Genomic DNA, 15,386 nt, shown 5'->3' with positions numbered 1-15,386 from the left:
AGCACTGCGTGCCGCAACGCGCACGGGATGACGCCCCTCAGACCATCCCCACGCTCTTCAACTGCTGATACGCCTTCAGGATCTCCTGAAGCGTGCCCTCGCGCGAGCGGTCGCCGCCATTGGCGTCCGGGTGGAAGCGCTTCACCAATTCCTTGTAGCGCGCCTTGATCGCCGCGGAATCCGCCGTGTCGTCCAACCCGAGCGTATCCAGCGCCTTGCGCGCGACGATGCCGACGCGCGATTCCGGCTGGGCCGCCTGCTGCTTGTTGCGGGCGCCGAACAGGTTGAAGGCGTCGTGCATGTCGGCGCTGGCCTCGCCATTCGCCTTGCGCCCGCGCTGCGACATCCGCGCCGCCTTGGAATTGACGCCGAGCTTCCAGGTCGGCCGATGGCCGATCTCCTCCTGCTTGGCGTAGGCAGCCAGCGCCTCGTCATCCATGCCGGCGAAATAATTGTAGGTCGCGTTATAGGCCTTCACATGGTCCATGCAGAACAGGAAGAACTGGCCTTCGCGGCCACGGCCCTTCGGCGCGCGGAATTCGCCGGCGCGCGCGCAGCCCGGATGGTCGCAACGCGGCGCGTCGTTCTCCAGCGGCGCTTCCGTCTCGGAAGCTCCGATCCTGATGCTGTCGAAAAGGCGTGAGTTGATGTTCATCGTCGACGGGTTATGAGACGCAGGAGCTAGGGCCGGCAAGTGCAATGCAGCACATCGCCGAACCAACGAACAATCATGGCAACGGTGGCGCGATCATGACCTCAATCAGCGAAAGAATCACGCGAAAGCTGACCGAGGCCTTTGCGCCACAGGACCTGAAGGTGATCGACGAGTCGCACCAGCATCAGGGCCATGGCGGCTGGCGCGAAGGCGGCGAGACTCACTTCCGCGTCAATATCGTGTCGGAAGCCTTTTCCGGCAAGTCCCGGCTGGAGCGCCACCGCCTCGTCAACGCCGCGCTGGCGCAGGAACTGGCAGACCGCGTCCATGCCCTCGCGATCGCGGCGAAGGCTCCGGAGGAGGGCTGAAACTCACGCCTAATCCGGCGCGATCAGCTCGACCGAGGGGAAGTAGGTCCTGTAGCGCCGGACATCGCGGGTGAGCAGGCGCAGGCCTTTCGTCTCGGCATGCGCACCGATGAAGAAATCCGGCAGGACACCGGTGCGATTGCCCCCGGCTGCACGATAGCGCCTGAAGACCTTGCCTGCATGGAACAATGCCTGTCGGGGTATTGCGTTCATCTGAAGTCCGGCCTGCCGGATTGCATCGTCGACTTCGCCGACGCTGCCGAAGCGGATCGACACCTCCGCATAGACGATATCATTGATAACGAGCGGCGCTTCCGCCGAAAGCTCCTCGATCCGCGCGATCGACCAAGGGCTCCATTCCGGGTCGCCGGTGAAGAGATCGAGCAAGACGTTGCTATCGACGAGGACCACTCAGTCCTCGCCACGCGACATTTCCATGATCTCATCCGTGCTCGGCCCCGGCCCGGCGATGCCACGCAACGCTTCAAGCCGGCTTCGCAGCGTTTCCGCATTCGCCTTCAGCAGCACGACCTTGCCGTCCGGCTCCACCCGGAAATCCACCGCATGGCCCGGCTTGATGCCGAGCCTGTCGCGCACGGCCTTGGGGATCGTGACCTGCCCCTTGCTGGTGACCGTCGTCGCCATCGCAGCCTCCGTATTACTCTCCAGAGAAAAGTAATACCTGCCACACCCAGCAGCAAGGGAGATCGATCGTCAGCGCTTCGGCCGCGCCGGCGACAGCGCGTAGACCGCGACCGAGGCCAGCAGCAGCGCGGCGAAGGCCCAGTGCAGGTTGGCGAAGGTCGTGGCCGCGTCGAGCCCGGCCGCGCGCTGCTCGGCGATGAACCAGCCGGAAACCGACTGCAGCGCCCCCGCCCCCGCGATGAAGAGGAAGTTCACGAAGGTCATGCCGCGCCCGATCAGATGCTCGGGGAAGAACTGCCGCGCATGCGCCATCAGGATCGCATAGGTGAAGCCGGCAGCACCGACGAGCGAGAACAGCGCCACCGCCGTCAGATGCGATTGCTGCCCGCTCAGCGCCAGCGCGGCGAAGCCGAGCGCCGTCAATAGCGTGCCCCAGGTGACGATCGTCTTGGCGCGGCCGGTGCGGCTTTCGAGCCAGCCATAGACGAAGGCGCCGACGATCATCGCGGCCGCCATGATCGAGGCGGCATGGCCGGCCGAGACCGGATCGAACCCATGGACCTGCGTCATGAACGGCCCGATCCAGAGCCCGCGCGCCGTCGCGACGATGGCATAGCCGGTGATGGTCAAGGGCGCGATCAGCCAGAGCGGCTTGAGCGCCAGAATGCTGGCGAGCCCTTGCAGCAGGCCCTCGTCTGGCTTGGCCGAAGCCGGGCGCGGCGGCGGGTCGCGCACCAGCACCACCGCCAGCACGGTCGCGACGAGGAAACCCACGGCCATCGCCATCATCGCACCGCGCCAGCCGAAATGCCCGGCGGCGATGGCGAGCGGCGCAGCGCCCGCGATATTGCCGAGCGAGCCCAGCGCGATGAACAGCGAGGTCAGCAGGCCGAAACGCTGGGGCGCGGCATTGCGCGCGAACAGGAACAGCGAGGACATGAAGACCGGCGAGCAGCCGATGCCGATCAGCGCCATCGCGAAGGCCGCCATGCCCGCGCTGCCGGCCTGCGTGAGCAGGAAGGCGCCGACGGTGCCGATCGCCATCGCGAAGGCCACCGTCCGGCGCGGCCCGAGCCGGTCGAGCGCCCAACCGACCGGAAACTGCGCCAGCGCGAAGGCCATGAACCAGGCAGCACCGAGCAGGCCGAAGGCAGCCGGGCCGATATTGAGATCGGCCATGACCGGTCCGGCGATCACGCTCAGGAAGGAGCGGTAGAAGATCGAGAGGACATAAGCCGGCAGCAGCGCAATGAAGACGATCACGTCGGAAATTCCGCTTCTGCCGGCCGGTCGCAGGCTTACTTGATGCGTTCGAGCACGGAGACGTAGTTGGCGACCGCTGCCCCGCCCATGTTGAAGATGCCGCCAAGGCGCGGGCTGTCGAGCTGCATGCCCTCCGGCGCCTCGCCCACCAGCTGCATGGCCGAGAGCACATGCATCGAGACGCCGGTCGCGCCGATCGGGTGGCCCTTGGCCTTGAGGCCGCCGGAGACGTTGACCGGCAGCTTGCCGTCCTTCTGCGTCCAGCCTTCCTTGATGGCGCGGGCGCCGTCGCCTTCCTTGGTCAGGCCCATCGCCTCGTATTCGATCAGCTCGGCAACGGTGAAGCAATCATGCGTCTCGACGAAGGAGAGATCGTCGAGCGTCACGCCGGCATTGGCCAGAGCCTGCTTCCAGGCCAGCGCACCGCCCTCGAATTTCAGGATGTCGCGCTTCGACATCGGCAGGAAATCCTGGACATGGGCCATGCCGCGGAAGCCGACGGCGCGACGCATGCGCAGCGCGGTCTCCTCGTCGGCCAGCACCAGCGCGGCGGCGCCGTCCGAGACCAGCGAGCAGTCGGTGCGCTTCAGCGGACCAGCGACATAGGGGTTCTTCTCGCTCTCCTCGCGGCAGAAGGCGTAGCCGAGATCCTTGCGCATCTGGGCATAGGGGTTCGCGACGCCGTTCTTGTGGTTCTTCGCCGCGATCATCGCGAGCGCGTCGGACTGGTCGCCATGGCGCTGGAAATAGGCTGCCGCGATCTTGCCGAAGACACCGGCGAAGCCGCCCTGCACTTCGCTATCCTCGGGGAGATAGGAGGCCTTGAGCAGGTTCTTGCCGATCTCGGGACCGGGCGTCTTCGTCATCTGCTCGACGCCGACGACGAGCACGACCTTGGCAGCGCCGGCCTTGATCGCGCGTACACCCTGATGCACCGCGGCCGAGCCGGTAGCGCAGGCATTCTCGACGCGAGTGGTCGGCTTGAAGCGCAGCGCCGGATCGGCCTGCAGCACCAGCGATGCCGTGAAGTCCTGGGCCGAGAAGCCGGCGTTGTAATGGCCGAGCACGATCTCGTCGACATCGTCGGCGGTGATGCCGGCATCGACGAGGGCTTCGACCGCCACCCGCACGATCAGGCTTTCGACGGTCTCGGCATCCTGCTTGCCGAACGGTGTATGGGCCCAGCCGACGATCGCAGCGCTCATGGCGAAATCTCCCTTACTGTGCAGCTACACGTTATCTTGGCAGCCTTGCGCCGCCCGGCAAGCCGGTATCCGCGCATGGTGGCCGTGCGCGGATCGGCTGGCGAAGGCTTCTGCCTCCAGCACTAGCCGGCCGGCCGGGTCACTGCAACGCCAGCGAGAGCAGCAGCCCGACCCCGCCGACGATCATCGCCATGCCCAGCATCTCGCGCCGGCTCGTGCCTTCCGCGAACAATTTGCGGGAAGCGATCTGCGCCAGCGGCACCTCGATCAGCGCCAGCGTCCGGACATTGGCCGCCGTCGTCAGCGAAAAGCCGATGAACCAGAATTGCGAAGCGGCGGCACCGAGGAACCCGGCCGAAAGCGAGCGGCGCCAGCTCTTCAGGCTGAGGATCAGCGCCTGCCGGTCGGCGATGAGCATATAGACCACCAGCAGCAAGGTCTGGAGCCCGAGGCCGAGCACGAGGATGGTCGAGGCGCGGATCAGGAACGAGCCCTCCGGCAAGGCCTGGATGCCGCCGCGGAAACCGATCGCCGACAATGCGAAGAAGGCTCCCGAGACGATGCCGAATACGGCCGGCCGCAAGCCCGCCCGGGTCAGCTTCTCGCCAGGCTTCCATGACACCACGATCACACCGGCCGTCGCGATCGCGATCGCCAGGAATTTCATCGGCGTCAGCGCGTCGTCGAGCAGCAGGGCGCCGAACAGCGCGACCTGCACCGGCTCGGTCTTGGTATAGGCGGTCGTCACCGCGAAGGAGCGTTCACGCATCGCCGCCAGCATCAGGGCGGTGGCCGCGATCTGCGTCAGCGCGCCCCAGAGCGTGTAGCCGAGCGAGGCCATGCCGATATCCGGCGGCAGGCGCTGCAGGCCGAGGCAAGCCAGCGCCAGAAACAGCATGGCGAAGGGCAGGCCGAACAGGAAGCGCACCTGCGTGGCGCCGACGACGCCGATGATGTCGGTGAGTGAGCGCTGCGCCAGATTGCGCGCGGTCTGCAGGAGCGAGGCGGCGATCGTCGCCGGTATCCAGAGAAGGCCGAAAGCCACGCGACAAGCCTCGGAAGAGCATGAGAACCCGCCGCTTGTGGACCGGCCGCCGCAGCTAGGCAAATCGCTGCGCAGAGGGTAGGTATGCATTCACGGGCGGACGAATGCGGCGGCCGTCTCGAAATTGCCGCATGCGTCGCGTTGAACCCTGCGCCGTCGTCACCCGCCACAAGACCGCTCCGAGCAAGACAGGTTCAAGACCGCCCGATGATCGCTCCCCGCCTCGCAGCCGCCGCTTTCGTCCTTGGCGCCGTTCTGACCGGACCGGCCTCAGCTGGGACGAGCCTCGTCATCGACGCGTCCAGCGGCTCCGTGCTGTCGAGCGAGAACGGCAGCCAGGCCTGGCGCCCCGCCTCCACGACCAAGATGATGACGCTCTATCTCGCGCTGAAGGCGATCCGGGAAGGACGCCTCGGGCTGGAGACCGCGATCCCGGTCTCGAAGCTCGCCGCGAGCCAGCCCCGTGTGAAGGTCTATGCAAGGCCGGGGTCGGAGATCACGCTCGACAACGCGCTGCGCATCATGATGGTGAAATCGGCCAACGACATCGCCTATGTCGTGGCCGAAGGCGTCGGCGGCGACGTTCCGACCTTCGTCGCCATGATGAATGCGGAGGCCCAGCGCCTCGGCATGCGCGACACCCGTTTCGTCAATCCCAATGGCTGGGACCATCCGGACCAGCAGACCAGCGCCCGCGACCTCGCCGTGCTCGCCATGGCGCTGATGCATGATTACGCGCAGTACTCCGATTACTGGGGCACCTCGGCCGTGCAGCTCGGCAAGCAGGTGATGCACAACACCAACGGGCTGGTCGGCCGCTATTCCGGCGTCGGCGGCATGAAGACCGGCTTCACCTGCGCCTCGGGCTTCAATGTCGTCGCGACCGCGAGCCGCGGCGGGCGCACGCTCATCGCCGTCGTGCTGGGCTCGACCTCGGGCACCGACCGCACGGTCAAGGCCGCCCAGCTCCTCGACGAGGGCTTCGCCTCCTGGGGTGGCTCCGGTTACAGCGTCTCCTCGATGCCGCCCAGTGGCGCCCGCGCGCCCAATATCTGCGACGAAGTCCGCAATCGCGGCGGCGGGGTCGCGCTGGCCGACGATGCCGATCTCTCCGGCCCGATCGCGGCTGCCGCAACTGCCACCAGCGGCAACGATTCCGACGGCGGGCGCTTCGCCACAGCCTTCACCACCCAGTCGGCAGGCCCGGTCGCGACCCGCTCGCCGCGCGGTCGCGTCACGCTTGGCCCGCGCGCCGAGGTGGTTCCGATGCAGGTCTCCTTTGGCCGCAGCCCCGGTTCGGCATCCGCCCCGCTCGCGGCCAATGCGGCGGCGCAGCCGAGCTCGCGTGTCGCGCGCGGCACCCCGACCATCGAACCAGAAGCCCCGGTCGCGGCCGGCCTCGTCGTGCCGCCGACCCGCCGCACCGCCTCGAGCAATGGCGCGATCCCGCGCGGCGCCAACGCCTTCGCGCCGGCGAATACGCCGGTCCAACCCTCCAGCGATGCCTTCGAATCCGGCCCGCTGCGCCTGCAGGGCGCCGTGCAGGCAGGTGCGGCCAATGCCGCGAGCCTGCGCCCCGGCGCGGCCGCCGGCATCAAGCCGGCCTCGCGCAACGCCAAGCCTGAAAAGGCGCAGGCGGCCGCCAAAGCCCAGCCGGCAAAGGCCCAGCCGATCAAGACGCCGCCAGCCCGCGCCGTACCGACCAAGCCCAAGCCTGCGGAAGCCGCCGTGAAGCCGTCTGCGGCGAAGCCCGGCACCAAGACCAAGCCCGCCAGCGACGCCTGAGGCTGGATTGGACTCCGGAGGCCCTGAGCGGGATCGCATGAGCGAGCGCCAGGGGCTTGCCCTGGCGCTCGCCTCGGCCGCCGCTTTCGGCACCAATATCGTCAGCGCCCAGATCGCCGGGCAGGCCGGCCTGAGCGGCCCGCTCCTCGTCTTCTACCGTGTCCTGCTGATGCTCGTCCTCGTCGGCGGCGTCGCCTATCTCTGGCGTGGCTCACTCGCCCTGCGGCGCGAAGAGCGTCAGCCCGTTCTGCTCTTCGGCCTGGCGACGGCGCTGGTCGGCATCGCCTATCTCTCCTCGGTCGCCTTCGTCCCCGTCTCGGTCGCCGCCGTGGTGTTCTACACCTTCCCGGTCCTGATCGTGCTGGCCGAGCCGGTGCTGACCCCGGCCCCCTTCCGCGCCGACAGGCTAGCTGTCGCGCTCGTCGCCTTCCTCGGCATCGCCCTTGTCGTCGGCCCCGATCTTCACGGACTTGATCCGCGAGGCCTCGCTCTGGCGGGGCTGGCGAGTGTCTGCGCCGCCGCCCAGTTCTTCGCCGCAGCCCGCTGCGCGGAGACACCGACCTTGCCCAAGCTGTTCTGGTCGCATGTCGTCATCCTGCCCGTCGCCGGGCTGGTGCTGCTGGCGACGGGCGGCTTCCTGCCGCCGCAGACCTTCCTGCTCGCGCCGATCGCCGTCGCCATCACCTATGGCGGCTATATCATCGGCTTCCTGTTCCAGATCCTGGCGCTCGCCCGCATCGCGCCCGGCCCCGCCGGCCTCGCCTTCTGCGCCGAGCCGGTCTTCGCGGTGATCATCGCCGCCTTCGTGCTCGCCGAGCGGCTGGGGCCGCTGCAGTATGCCGGCTGCGCTCTTGTCATCGCCGCCATCGCCACTAATGTAATACTAGAACAAACGAGGCGGAGCACCGTGCCTGCCTAGATCATCCCGCACCTTTGGGCGCGGAACAGATGATCGATCCCTTTGATGGGACATCGGACTGATCCGATGTCCTAGAGGCCTGCGATCCATGACCGGCGACCCTGCCCGCCCCCTTCCCGTTCCGCTGACCCTGCTGACCGGCTTTCTCGGCGCCGGCAAGACCACCTTGCTGAACCGCCTGCTCAAAGACCCGTCACTCGCGGGCACGCTCGTGCTCGTCAACGAGTTCGGCGAGATCGGCCTCGACCACCTGATGATCGAGGGTGTCGAGGAGAACATGATCCTCCTCGAATCCGGCTGCCTCTGCTGCACGATCCGCGACGATCTCATCGTCACGCTGGAGGACCTGCTGCGCTGGCGCGACAACGGCCGTATCGCCCCTTTCTCGCGCCTCGTCATCGAGACCACCGGCCTCGCCGACCCCGCGCCGATCCTCAACGTCCTGATCAACCATCCCTATCTCGCCATGCGCTTCCGGCTCGACGGCGTGGTCACGCTGGTCGATGCCGTGAACGGCATAGCGACGCTCGATGCGCATGAGGAAGCCCGCCGGCAGGTCGTCGCCGCCGACCGTCTGGTCCTGACCAAGGCCGAGCTTGCCACACCGGACGCCGTCGCCGCTTTGCGGGAACGCCTCGACAGCCTCAATCCGGGCATCGCGATCCTGCCGCCCGGCACACCTGCCAACGACCTGATCGGCGCCGGCCTCTACGATCTCGCGAAACAACCCCACGCCCTGCGCCACTGGCTGGCCGAGGACTCCCTGCCCCGCCACCATCATCATGATCACGACCACCACAACGGCGATCACCACCACCATGGTCACGACCACGCCCATGGGCAGGACCCGCATGACGTCAACCGCCACGACGCCTCGATCCGCGCCTTCGTCTTGACCGCCGAACAGCCGGTCGCCCGCACCACGTTCGAGCTGTTCTGGACCCTCCTGCGCTCGATCCACGGCCCGCGCCTGCTGCGGCTCAAGGGGCTGGTTGACATCGCGGGAGAGCCCGGCCGGCCGCTGCTGGTCCACGCCGTCCAGCAGATCCTGCATCCGCCGATCCAGCTCGATTCCTGGCCGGATTCCGACCATCGCTCGCGCCTCGTCCTGATCGTCAAGGACATCGACGAGAACACCGTCCGCAAGCTCTGGTCCGCCTTCCTCGGGCAAGCAACGGCGCAACCGCAAACCGCCTGATTCCCCCGGCCCGTTTCTTGAACCCAACCCTGCAAGCCACGAGGCGCGCCTGCGCGCCTTGTCATTCCGGCACAGCCATGCGCCGGAACGATCCAGGAAGGGTACGGGGCAGATGAGCACGATCAGAGCTCTGGCGGCGACCGAAGGCAGCGCGACAGCGATCCTGCCGAACCTGCCGCCACCCCATCCCGATGCGGCGATCTACAGCGAGTTGAAGGCGCTCGGCGCCTGCGATTCCATCCGCCACGAATGGGCGGACCTTGCGAGCCGCGCTCTCGAAGCCAATCCCTGCCTCGAGCCGGGCTTCGCGCTCGCCGCCGCACAGCATCTCGTCTCCTTCCGCGACGCCGAACTCATGTTGCTCTGGCAGGGAAATCCCGGCTCGGAACGGCGCCGACTCGTCGGACTCGTTCCCTGCCGCACACGCCGCCGCCTCCTCGCGTCCGATACGCTGGAAGGCTTCGCCGATCCGCGCCTGTTGAACGGCACGCCGCTGATCGACAGCACCTTCGCCGCCTCCACGCTCGCAGCCTTCCTCCGCGACTGGCGTGGGCTCAGCAGCGTCTCCGCGGTGTTCTCCCTGTCGGGAATCGACCCGGCAGGCGCCTTCGCGACCACGCTCGCGCGCGTTGCCGACAGGCATGGCGTGGCCGTCGGCTGGCAGCCGCTTGTCGGGCGAGCGCTCGAATTGCCGCCGACCGCCCGGATCGCCACCTCCGACGAAACCCTGCGCGACAAGGGCCGCCTCGTCCTCGCCGAGGCCACGAACCAGGCCGACCGACGCGATGCCGTCGAGATCCTGCTGGCGATCGAGGCCTCCGGCTCGCGCGGCCGGGCCGGCAAGGCGACTTTGCAGGATACCCGCGAGGTCGGCTTCCTGCGCAGCATGAGCCGCGATCTCGGCCGGCAGAAACTCTGCCGCATCGCCATTCTCGTGCTTGACGAGAGGCCGATCGCCGCCGCCCTCACGCTCGGAAAGGGCGTGTCCTGCTGGCTCTATCACGGCGTCGGCGACGAGGCCTATGCGGATCTGGAGCCCTTGCCGATGCTGCTCGCCATGATGCGCAAGGCGCACCCCGCCCGGCAGATCCTCTTGCCCGGCGGCCTGCCGCTCTTCGGCGCCCGTGACGAAGCCTTCGGCACGATCAACCTGACCCGGCGTCCGCAACAACGCGCTCGCCGGCCGGCCGACCTTGCCATTCATATGCGCGAGCGCATGGCGCGCGCGCTGTTCAGGCCTCGGCCCGCAGCAGTCGACGGATGATCTTGCCGGTCGTCGTCAGCGGCAGCTCGTCGCGGAAGGCGATCTCGCGCGGATATTCATGGGCGGAGAGCCGCGCCCGCACGAAGCTCTGAAGCTCGGAGACCAGGGCCTTCGAGCCGCCATATCCCGGCTTCAGCACGACGAAGGCCTTGACGATCTCGGTGCGCAGCGGGTCGGGCTTGCCGACCGCCGCCGCCAGCGCCACCGCCGGATGCCGCAGCAGGCAATCCTCGATCTCGCCCGGCCCGATGCGATAGCCCGAGGAGGTGATGACGTCGTCGTCGCGGCCGATGAAGCGGACATAGCCGTCCTCGTCCTCGACGCCCTCGTCGCCGGTCGTCATCCAGTCGCCGACGAACTTGGCCGCCGTCGCCTCCGGATTGCGCCAATATTCCAGGAACATCACCGGATCGGGCCGGCGCACCGCGATCTGGCCCTCTTCGCCAGCGGCGCAGACCGTGCCGTCCGGCCGGATGATCGCGACCTCATGGCCGGGCACCGCCTTGCCGATCGCGCCCGGACGGCTGATGCCGATCGCCGCGCTCGACGCCAGCACGAGATTGCACTCGGTCTGGCCGTAGGCCTCGTTGATGGTCAGCCCAAGCGCCTCGCGCCCCCATTCCAGCGTCTCGGCACCGAGCGCCTCGCCCGCTGCGGCGACGGTGCGCAGGTTGAGGTTCCAGCGTCCCTGCGGGCTACCGGCGCCGCGCATCATCCGGAGCGCCGTCGGCGGCACGAAGGCGTTGCGGATGCCGAGATCCTGGATCAGCCGATAGGCCTCCTCCGGCTCGAAACGCGTCACCGGCCGCGCCACCACCGCGACGCCGAAATGCAACGCCGGCAAGAGCATGTTGAGCAAGCCACCGGCCCAGGCCCAGTCGGCCGGCGTCCAGGCGAGGTCGCCGGGCCGCGGCATGAATTCATGCGGCATCTGCACGCCCGGCAGATGACCGGGCAGGACGCGATGGCCGTGCAGCGCGCCCTTCGGATTGCCCGTCGTGCCCGAGGTGTAGATCATCAGCGCCGGATCATCCGGCGTGGTCTCGACCGGCGTGAATTCTGGGTTGCCCTCCGCCAGTAGCGCGTCCCAGCCTTCCACCGCGCCATCGGCGCCGTCGGTGGAAATGCGTAAGGCGAGCTCCGGCAGCGGCTGGGTGATCTGGCCGAGCTTCGCCAGTCCGCCGGCATTGGTGACCACGACCTTGGCCCCGGAATCAGTCAGGCGATAGGCCAATGCATCGACGCCAAACAAGGCCGCCAGCGGCACGGCGATCGCGCCGAGCTTGTAAGCAGCGAGATGCGCCGCCAGCACCGCCCGCCCCTGCGGCAGCAGGATGGCGATGCGGTCTCCGCGGCCGACACCACGCGCCCGCAGGGCGTTCGCCAGGCGATTGGAATGCTCGCGCAGCCAGCTGAAGCTGACCGGGCTCACCTGCCAATCCGTGGAGACCTCGATGATCGCCGGACGATCAGGTGCAATAGCGGCCCAGCGATCGCAGACGTCGACGGCGATGTTGTAGCGATCGGGAATGCGCCAGCGGAAGCCCTCGCGCAACGCGGCGTAATCGGTCAGGTCTGGCAGGATCAAGATACGTGTCCGGTGGAAGGCGCGGCACGATAGGCAGGCCGTTCCCCCCTGTCACCCGCGTCTTGCGTATCATCTCCCAGCGTAACGATGCGCTCAGAACATGCGTTCACTGGCGGGGGGCAGATAGGCATCGGTGAAGGCATCGCTCGCCCGCGCCTTGTCGCGGAACGCACCCGCCAGTGCGAGCTGGCCCAGCGCCTGCGCCCAGCGCTCGCTGTCGATCCCGCCCAGGCCATGTGCGCGCACATAGGGTGTCAGCACATTCCGTTCGATGACGGCGGCGAGCTTGTCGCGTTCGACCTCGACCTGAGCGCTCTCGTTGCGGCGCAGGACGAATTGCGCCCCGGCGCCCGGATTGACGGCGACATCGCGGATGCCGCGCATCACGGCGCGCACCAGCCCACGCACCGCATCCGGCTTGCTAGCGAGGAGCTTGCCGGAGACGATCACCGCGCTGCCATAGAGCACGAGGCCATGCTCGGCCATTTCCATCAGCACGATATCGTCGCCCGGTACGCCCCGCGCCCGCAAGGCGACGGCGGTCGAAGGGCCGAAGGCGAAGAGGGCATCGATCTCGCCCGAGGCCAGCATCGGCTCGCGCACCGGCAGGCCGATGGTCTCGATGCGGATCTTGCTGTCGTCGATCTTGTTGAGGCTCTTGAACAGCGGCCATTGCGCGAAGCTGGCATCGATGCTGGCCGTGCCGAGCTTGCGGCCTTCGAGGCTCGTCGGCGCGGTGGTGATCCCCCGGCTCTTGCGGCCGATCACGGCATAGCCCGGCCGGTCATGGACGATCATCACGGCCTTGAGATCGGAGCTCGGATTCTCGTCGCGGAAACGGATCAGCGCGTTGATGTCGCCGAAACCGGCATCCTGCGCTCCCGATGCAAGCCGCTGGAGCATGGCCCGCGCGCCATTGCCAGACTCGATCACGACATCGAGCCCCTCGGTGCCGAAATAGCCCTTATCCTGCGCCGCCAGGAACGGCGCCGTCAGCGCATCGAAACGCCGGTCCAGCGCGAAGCGGACCGCCGTGCTGCCCTGCGCACGCGCCGCACCAACGCCTCCTATACAGGCCGCCACGGCTCCCACCGCCAGCTGACCGAACCCGCGTCGGCACAGCATCGAGGAACGAGAGGGCGAAGCGATCGGCATGTCTGGCCTCCGGGCGCCATGCTGTCTGGGACACGGCATATCCGTGCATCCCGTCTTCCTGACATCATAAAATGTTGAAATGCCGTCAACGTGACGGAAGTTCCGTCGCGATTTCAGATCGGGCCGGTCCTTGCGGTCTCCCTTAGAGAGGCAGGCCCACGCCATTCTCGCAGTGGATCGGCCGCTGTCCTTCCTGCAAACGAATGAGGGGCCGAACGGCCCCTCATCGCTGCACCCCATCTTGCGGATGAAACGCCCTCAGGCGGCGCGGTAGCGCGCTAGCCAATGCGCATAGGGTGCCGGCAGGGTCGCCCAGGCCGCGTTCTCGACGCCCAGCGCCTGCGCCGCCGCATAGGGCCAGTGCGGATCGGCCAGCAGCGGCCGGCCCAGCGTCACCAGATCGACCTTGCCCTCGCGCACCAGCGCATCGGCCTGCTCGGGCTTGCTGATATACCAGCTCGTCGAGGCCGGCAGACCAGTCTCCCGACGCACCCGCTCGGCGACCGGCCCCAGGAAGGCCGGCCCCCACGGAATCTTCGCCTCGGTGGTCGAGAAGCCGACGCTGACATCGATGAAATCGAGCCCTTCGGCCTTGAAGCGCTTCACCAGTTCGATCGCTTCGGCCAGTGTTTCCTCGTCGCGCCCGTCATATTCGATCACGCCGAGCCGGGCGGAGAGCGGCCGGTTCTCCGGCCAGACCTTGCGCACGGCGGCGAGCGTCTCGATCAGGAACCGGCTCCGGTTCTCGAAGCTGCCGCCATAGGAATCCTCGCGCTTGTTGGCATGCGGCGACAGGAAGTTCTGCGCGAGATAGCCATGAGCGAAGTGCAGCTTCAGCCACTGGAGGCCGATATCGCGGGCGCGCTCCGCCGCCGCGACGAAATCGTTCCGCACGCGCTCGATATCGGCCGTGGTCATCGCGCGGGGTACGCGCGGCAGCCCGCCGCCATGCGCCACCGCCGACGGCGCGATCGTCTCCCAGCCGCGCTCGTCATTGGCCGGGATATGGTCGTCGCCTTCCCAGGGCAGGTTGGCGCTGGCCTTGCGCCCGGCATGGCCGATCTGGATGCCGGTGACGGCGCCGGCCTTGCGCATCTCCGCGACGATCGGCGCCAGCGCTTCCGCCTGTCCGTCATTCCACAGCCCGAGGCAGCCGGGCGTGATCCGCCCCTCCGGCGAAACGCCGGTCGCCTCGATCACCACGAGGCCGGTGCCGCCACGCGCGAGCCCAGCGAGATGCGCCCGGTGCCACTCGTTGGCGACGCCGTCCTGCGCCATGTACTGGCACATCGGCGAGGCGATGATGCGATTGCGAAGGGTGACGTCCTTCAGGCTGAAGGGATCAAACAGGCCAGGCATGATGCGGCTCCACACGGGTGGGTTTCTATGTTTCGATAGTTCGATATTTTTCGAACTTTGGCAAGCTCAAAACCCTGTGATAGGCTGCATCCATGCGACATGCCCGCCTGCCCACCTCCGAAGAAATCGCGCTCGAAGACGTCTTCCACGCGCTGAGCGACCCGTTCCGGCTCGAAGTCGTACGCCGGCTCGCGGTCGAAGGTGAGCAGAGCTGCCAGGCCCTGGAGGGTGACCGGCCGAAGTCGAGCGTCTCCCACCATTTCCGCGTGCTGCGCGAGGCCGGCCTGATCCGCACCCGCAACGAGGGCGTCACCCGGATGAATGCGCTCCGCCGCGACGATATCGAGCAGCGCTTCCCCGGCCTGCTCGCCTGTGTCGTTCCCAAGTCGAACGATTGAACTTCCGCCGGTTCCGCTTCGCGTAACGTCGCCCTATGCTCGCGCCATGAACCTCCCCTACCGTCCCAATGTCGGCATCGCCCTGTTCAATGCGCAGGGTCTCGTCTTCGCCGGCCGCTCGCATAGCGCTAGCCCCGAAATCGTCCTGCCCGGTTTAGACTGGCAGATGCCGCAAGGCGGCATCGACCCAGACGAGGACATCGTCGCCGCCGCCCGCCGCGAGCTGGAGGAGGAAACGGGCGTCACGGAGGCCGATCTGCTTGCCGTGACCGAGGAGTGGTGGAGCTACGATTTCCCGCCCTATGACGGCCCCTGGCACAAGCTCGCCGCCTTCCGGGGCCAGCGCCAGCGCTGGGTCGCCTTCCGCTTCACCGGCAACGAGAGCGCGATGGATATCGGCAAGCCCAATGGCGACGAGCCGCCGGAATTCAGCGAATGGCGCTGGTGCCCGCTCGCAGAGATGCCGGCGCTGGTCGTGCCGTTCAAGCGGCCGGTCTACGAGAAGGTGGCGCAGGCGTTTGCACAATTTGCGCGTTGAA

16 protein-coding genes are annotated in these 15,386 nt (G+C 67.7%); 7 read left to right on the top strand and 9 right to left on the bottom strand.

The features are described from left to right. Positions 1 to 37: 37 nt before the first annotated feature. Positions 38 to 655, bottom strand: coding sequence for a J domain-containing protein (locus tag AC07NY_RS02740; protein WP_494581633.1), 618 nt, complete (start codon positions 653 to 655; stop codon positions 38 to 40). 95 nt (positions 656 to 750) lie between these two features. Between AC07NY_RS02740 and AC07NY_RS02735 the strand changes: the two genes are divergently transcribed. Continuing rightward, positions 751 to 1,023: a BolA family protein gene (locus AC07NY_RS02735; protein ID WP_494581632.1), complete on the top strand. Its 273-nt coding sequence runs from the start codon at positions 751 to 753 to the stop codon at positions 1,021 to 1,023. Between the two features lie 9 nt (positions 1,024 to 1,032). On the opposite strand, the gene AC07NY_RS02730 is transcribed toward AC07NY_RS02735, so the two are convergent. The 5 genes from AC07NY_RS02730 to AC07NY_RS02710 all read right to left on the bottom strand — a co-directional run bounded on the left by AC07NY_RS02730 (position 1,033) and on the right by AC07NY_RS02710 (position 5,181). After that, positions 1,033 to 1,434 carry a type II toxin-antitoxin system VapC family toxin gene (locus tag AC07NY_RS02730; RefSeq protein WP_492285512.1) on the bottom strand — a complete coding sequence of 134 codons (402 nt, stop codon included), beginning with the start codon at positions 1,432 to 1,434 and terminating at the stop codon, positions 1,033 to 1,035. After that, complete coding sequence (locus AC07NY_RS02725; protein ID WP_492285513.1) at positions 1,435 to 1,668, bottom strand: AbrB/MazE/SpoVT family DNA-binding domain-containing protein; 234 nt, start codon at positions 1,666 to 1,668, stop codon at positions 1,435 to 1,437. Positions 1,669 to 1,737: 69 nt separating this feature from the next. Continuing rightward, the gene (locus tag AC07NY_RS02720) at positions 1,738 to 2,931 is read right to left on the bottom strand and encodes an MFS transporter (RefSeq protein ID WP_494581630.1); all 1,194 of its coding nucleotides are present in this window, start codon (positions 2,929 to 2,931) and stop codon (positions 1,738 to 1,740) included. 35 nt (positions 2,932 to 2,966) lie between these two features. Then, entirely contained in the window at positions 2,967 to 4,136 is a 1,170-nt protein-coding gene (locus tag AC07NY_RS02715; RefSeq protein ID WP_492285515.1) for an acetyl-CoA acetyltransferase, read from the bottom strand. 139 nt (positions 4,137 to 4,275) lie between these two features. Next, the gene (locus AC07NY_RS02710; RefSeq protein ID WP_494581628.1) at positions 4,276 to 5,181 is read right to left on the bottom strand and encodes an EamA family transporter; all 906 of its coding nucleotides are present in this window, start codon (positions 5,179 to 5,181) and stop codon (positions 4,276 to 4,278) included. Between the two features lie 207 nt (positions 5,182 to 5,388). Between AC07NY_RS02710 and AC07NY_RS02705 the strand changes: the two genes are divergently transcribed. From AC07NY_RS02705 to AC07NY_RS02690, 4 genes are all read left to right on the top strand, one after another. After that, the gene (locus tag AC07NY_RS02705) at positions 5,389 to 6,966 is read left to right on the top strand and encodes a D-alanyl-D-alanine carboxypeptidase family protein (protein WP_494581626.1); all 1,578 of its coding nucleotides are present in this window, start codon (positions 5,389 to 5,391) and stop codon (positions 6,964 to 6,966) included. A gap of 37 nt (positions 6,967 to 7,003) precedes the next feature. Beyond that, a complete protein-coding gene (locus AC07NY_RS02700) occupies positions 7,004 to 7,885 on the top strand; it encodes an EamA family transporter (RefSeq protein ID WP_494581625.1) in 882 nt (293 codons plus the stop codon). 88 nt (positions 7,886 to 7,973) lie between these two features. Beyond that, positions 7,974 to 9,083: a CobW family GTP-binding protein gene (locus AC07NY_RS02695; protein ID WP_494581624.1), complete on the top strand. Its 1,110-nt coding sequence runs from the start codon at positions 7,974 to 7,976 to the stop codon at positions 9,081 to 9,083. A 112-nt stretch (positions 9,084 to 9,195) separates the two neighbouring features. Then, on the top strand, positions 9,196 to 10,347 hold the full coding sequence (locus tag AC07NY_RS02690) for a GNAT family N-acetyltransferase (protein WP_492285520.1): 1,152 nt from the start codon (positions 9,196 to 9,198) through the stop codon (positions 10,345 to 10,347). Here the strand turns inward: AC07NY_RS02690 and AC07NY_RS02685 are convergent. The 3 genes from AC07NY_RS02685 to AC07NY_RS02675 all read right to left on the bottom strand — a co-directional run bounded on the left by AC07NY_RS02685 (position 10,316) and on the right by AC07NY_RS02675 (position 14,449). Beyond that, entirely contained in the window at positions 10,316 to 11,932 is a 1,617-nt protein-coding gene (locus AC07NY_RS02685; protein WP_494583659.1) for an AMP-binding protein, read from the bottom strand. The two genes, AC07NY_RS02690 and AC07NY_RS02685, sit on opposite strands and share 32 nt — an antisense overlap. 96 nt (positions 11,933 to 12,028) lie before the next feature. Then, entirely contained in the window at positions 12,029 to 13,090 is a 1,062-nt protein-coding gene (locus tag AC07NY_RS02680; protein WP_494581622.1) for an ABC transporter substrate-binding protein, read from the bottom strand. A 258-nt stretch (positions 13,091 to 13,348) separates the two neighbouring features. Beyond that, entirely contained in the window at positions 13,349 to 14,449 is a 1,101-nt protein-coding gene (locus AC07NY_RS02675) for an NADH:flavin oxidoreductase/NADH oxidase (RefSeq protein WP_494581621.1), read from the bottom strand. Positions 14,450 to 14,541: 92 nt separating this feature from the next. On the opposite strand from AC07NY_RS02675, the gene AC07NY_RS02670 reads away from it, so the two are divergent. Continuing rightward, positions 14,542 to 14,847, top strand: a complete 306-nt coding sequence (locus tag AC07NY_RS02670) for an ArsR/SmtB family transcription factor (RefSeq protein ID WP_494581619.1) — start codon at positions 14,542 to 14,544, stop codon at positions 14,845 to 14,847. A gap of 46 nt (positions 14,848 to 14,893) precedes the next feature. Continuing rightward, positions 14,894 to 15,385 carry an RNA pyrophosphohydrolase gene (locus AC07NY_RS02665; protein ID WP_494581617.1) on the top strand — a complete coding sequence of 164 codons (492 nt, stop codon included), beginning with the start codon at positions 14,894 to 14,896 and terminating at the stop codon, positions 15,383 to 15,385. The last annotated feature ends 1 nt before the right edge of the window (position 15,386 follow it).

This window comes from Allobosea sp. GW821-FHT09G06 (assembly GCF_059416005.1).
The sequence above is the reverse complement of the archived record's forward strand: the minus strand, read 5'-3'. Positions and strand labels throughout refer to the sequence as shown.

Excerpts from the sequence above, each read along its gene's own strand:
- AC07NY_RS02690 (WP_492285520.1), top strand. The coding sequence starts at position 9,196 with ATGAGCACGATCAGAGCTCTGGCGGCGACCGAAGGCAGCGCGACAGCG.
- AC07NY_RS02740 (WP_494581633.1), bottom strand. The coding sequence starts at position 655 with ATGAACATCAACTCACGCCTTTTCGACAGCATCAGGATCGGAGCTTCC.
- AC07NY_RS02675 (WP_494581621.1), bottom strand. The coding sequence starts at position 14,449 with ATGCCTGGCCTGTTTGATCCCTTCAGCCTGAAGGACGTCACCCTTCGC.
- AC07NY_RS02705 (WP_494581626.1), top strand. The coding sequence starts at position 5,389 with ATGATCGCTCCCCGCCTCGCAGCCGCCGCTTTCGTCCTTGGCGCCGTT.
- AC07NY_RS02735 (WP_494581632.1), top strand. The coding sequence starts at position 751 with ATGACCTCAATCAGCGAAAGAATCACGCGAAAGCTGACCGAGGCCTTT.
- AC07NY_RS02695 (WP_494581624.1), top strand. The coding sequence starts at position 7,974 with ATGACCGGCGACCCTGCCCGCCCCCTTCCCGTTCCGCTGACCCTGCTG.
- AC07NY_RS02665 (WP_494581617.1), top strand. The coding sequence starts at position 14,894 with ATGAACCTCCCCTACCGTCCCAATGTCGGCATCGCCCTGTTCAATGCG.
- AC07NY_RS02700 (WP_494581625.1), top strand. The coding sequence starts at position 7,004 with ATGAGCGAGCGCCAGGGGCTTGCCCTGGCGCTCGCCTCGGCCGCCGCT.
- AC07NY_RS02715 (WP_492285515.1), bottom strand. The coding sequence starts at position 4,136 with ATGAGCGCTGCGATCGTCGGCTGGGCCCATACACCGTTCGGCAAGCAG.
- AC07NY_RS02680 (WP_494581622.1), bottom strand. The coding sequence starts at position 13,090 with ATGCCGATCGCTTCGCCCTCTCGTTCCTCGATGCTGTGCCGACGCGGG.
- AC07NY_RS02725 (WP_492285513.1), bottom strand. The coding sequence starts at position 1,668 with ATGGCGACGACGGTCACCAGCAAGGGGCAGGTCACGATCCCCAAGGCC.
- AC07NY_RS02670 (WP_494581619.1), top strand. The coding sequence starts at position 14,542 with ATGCGACATGCCCGCCTGCCCACCTCCGAAGAAATCGCGCTCGAAGAC.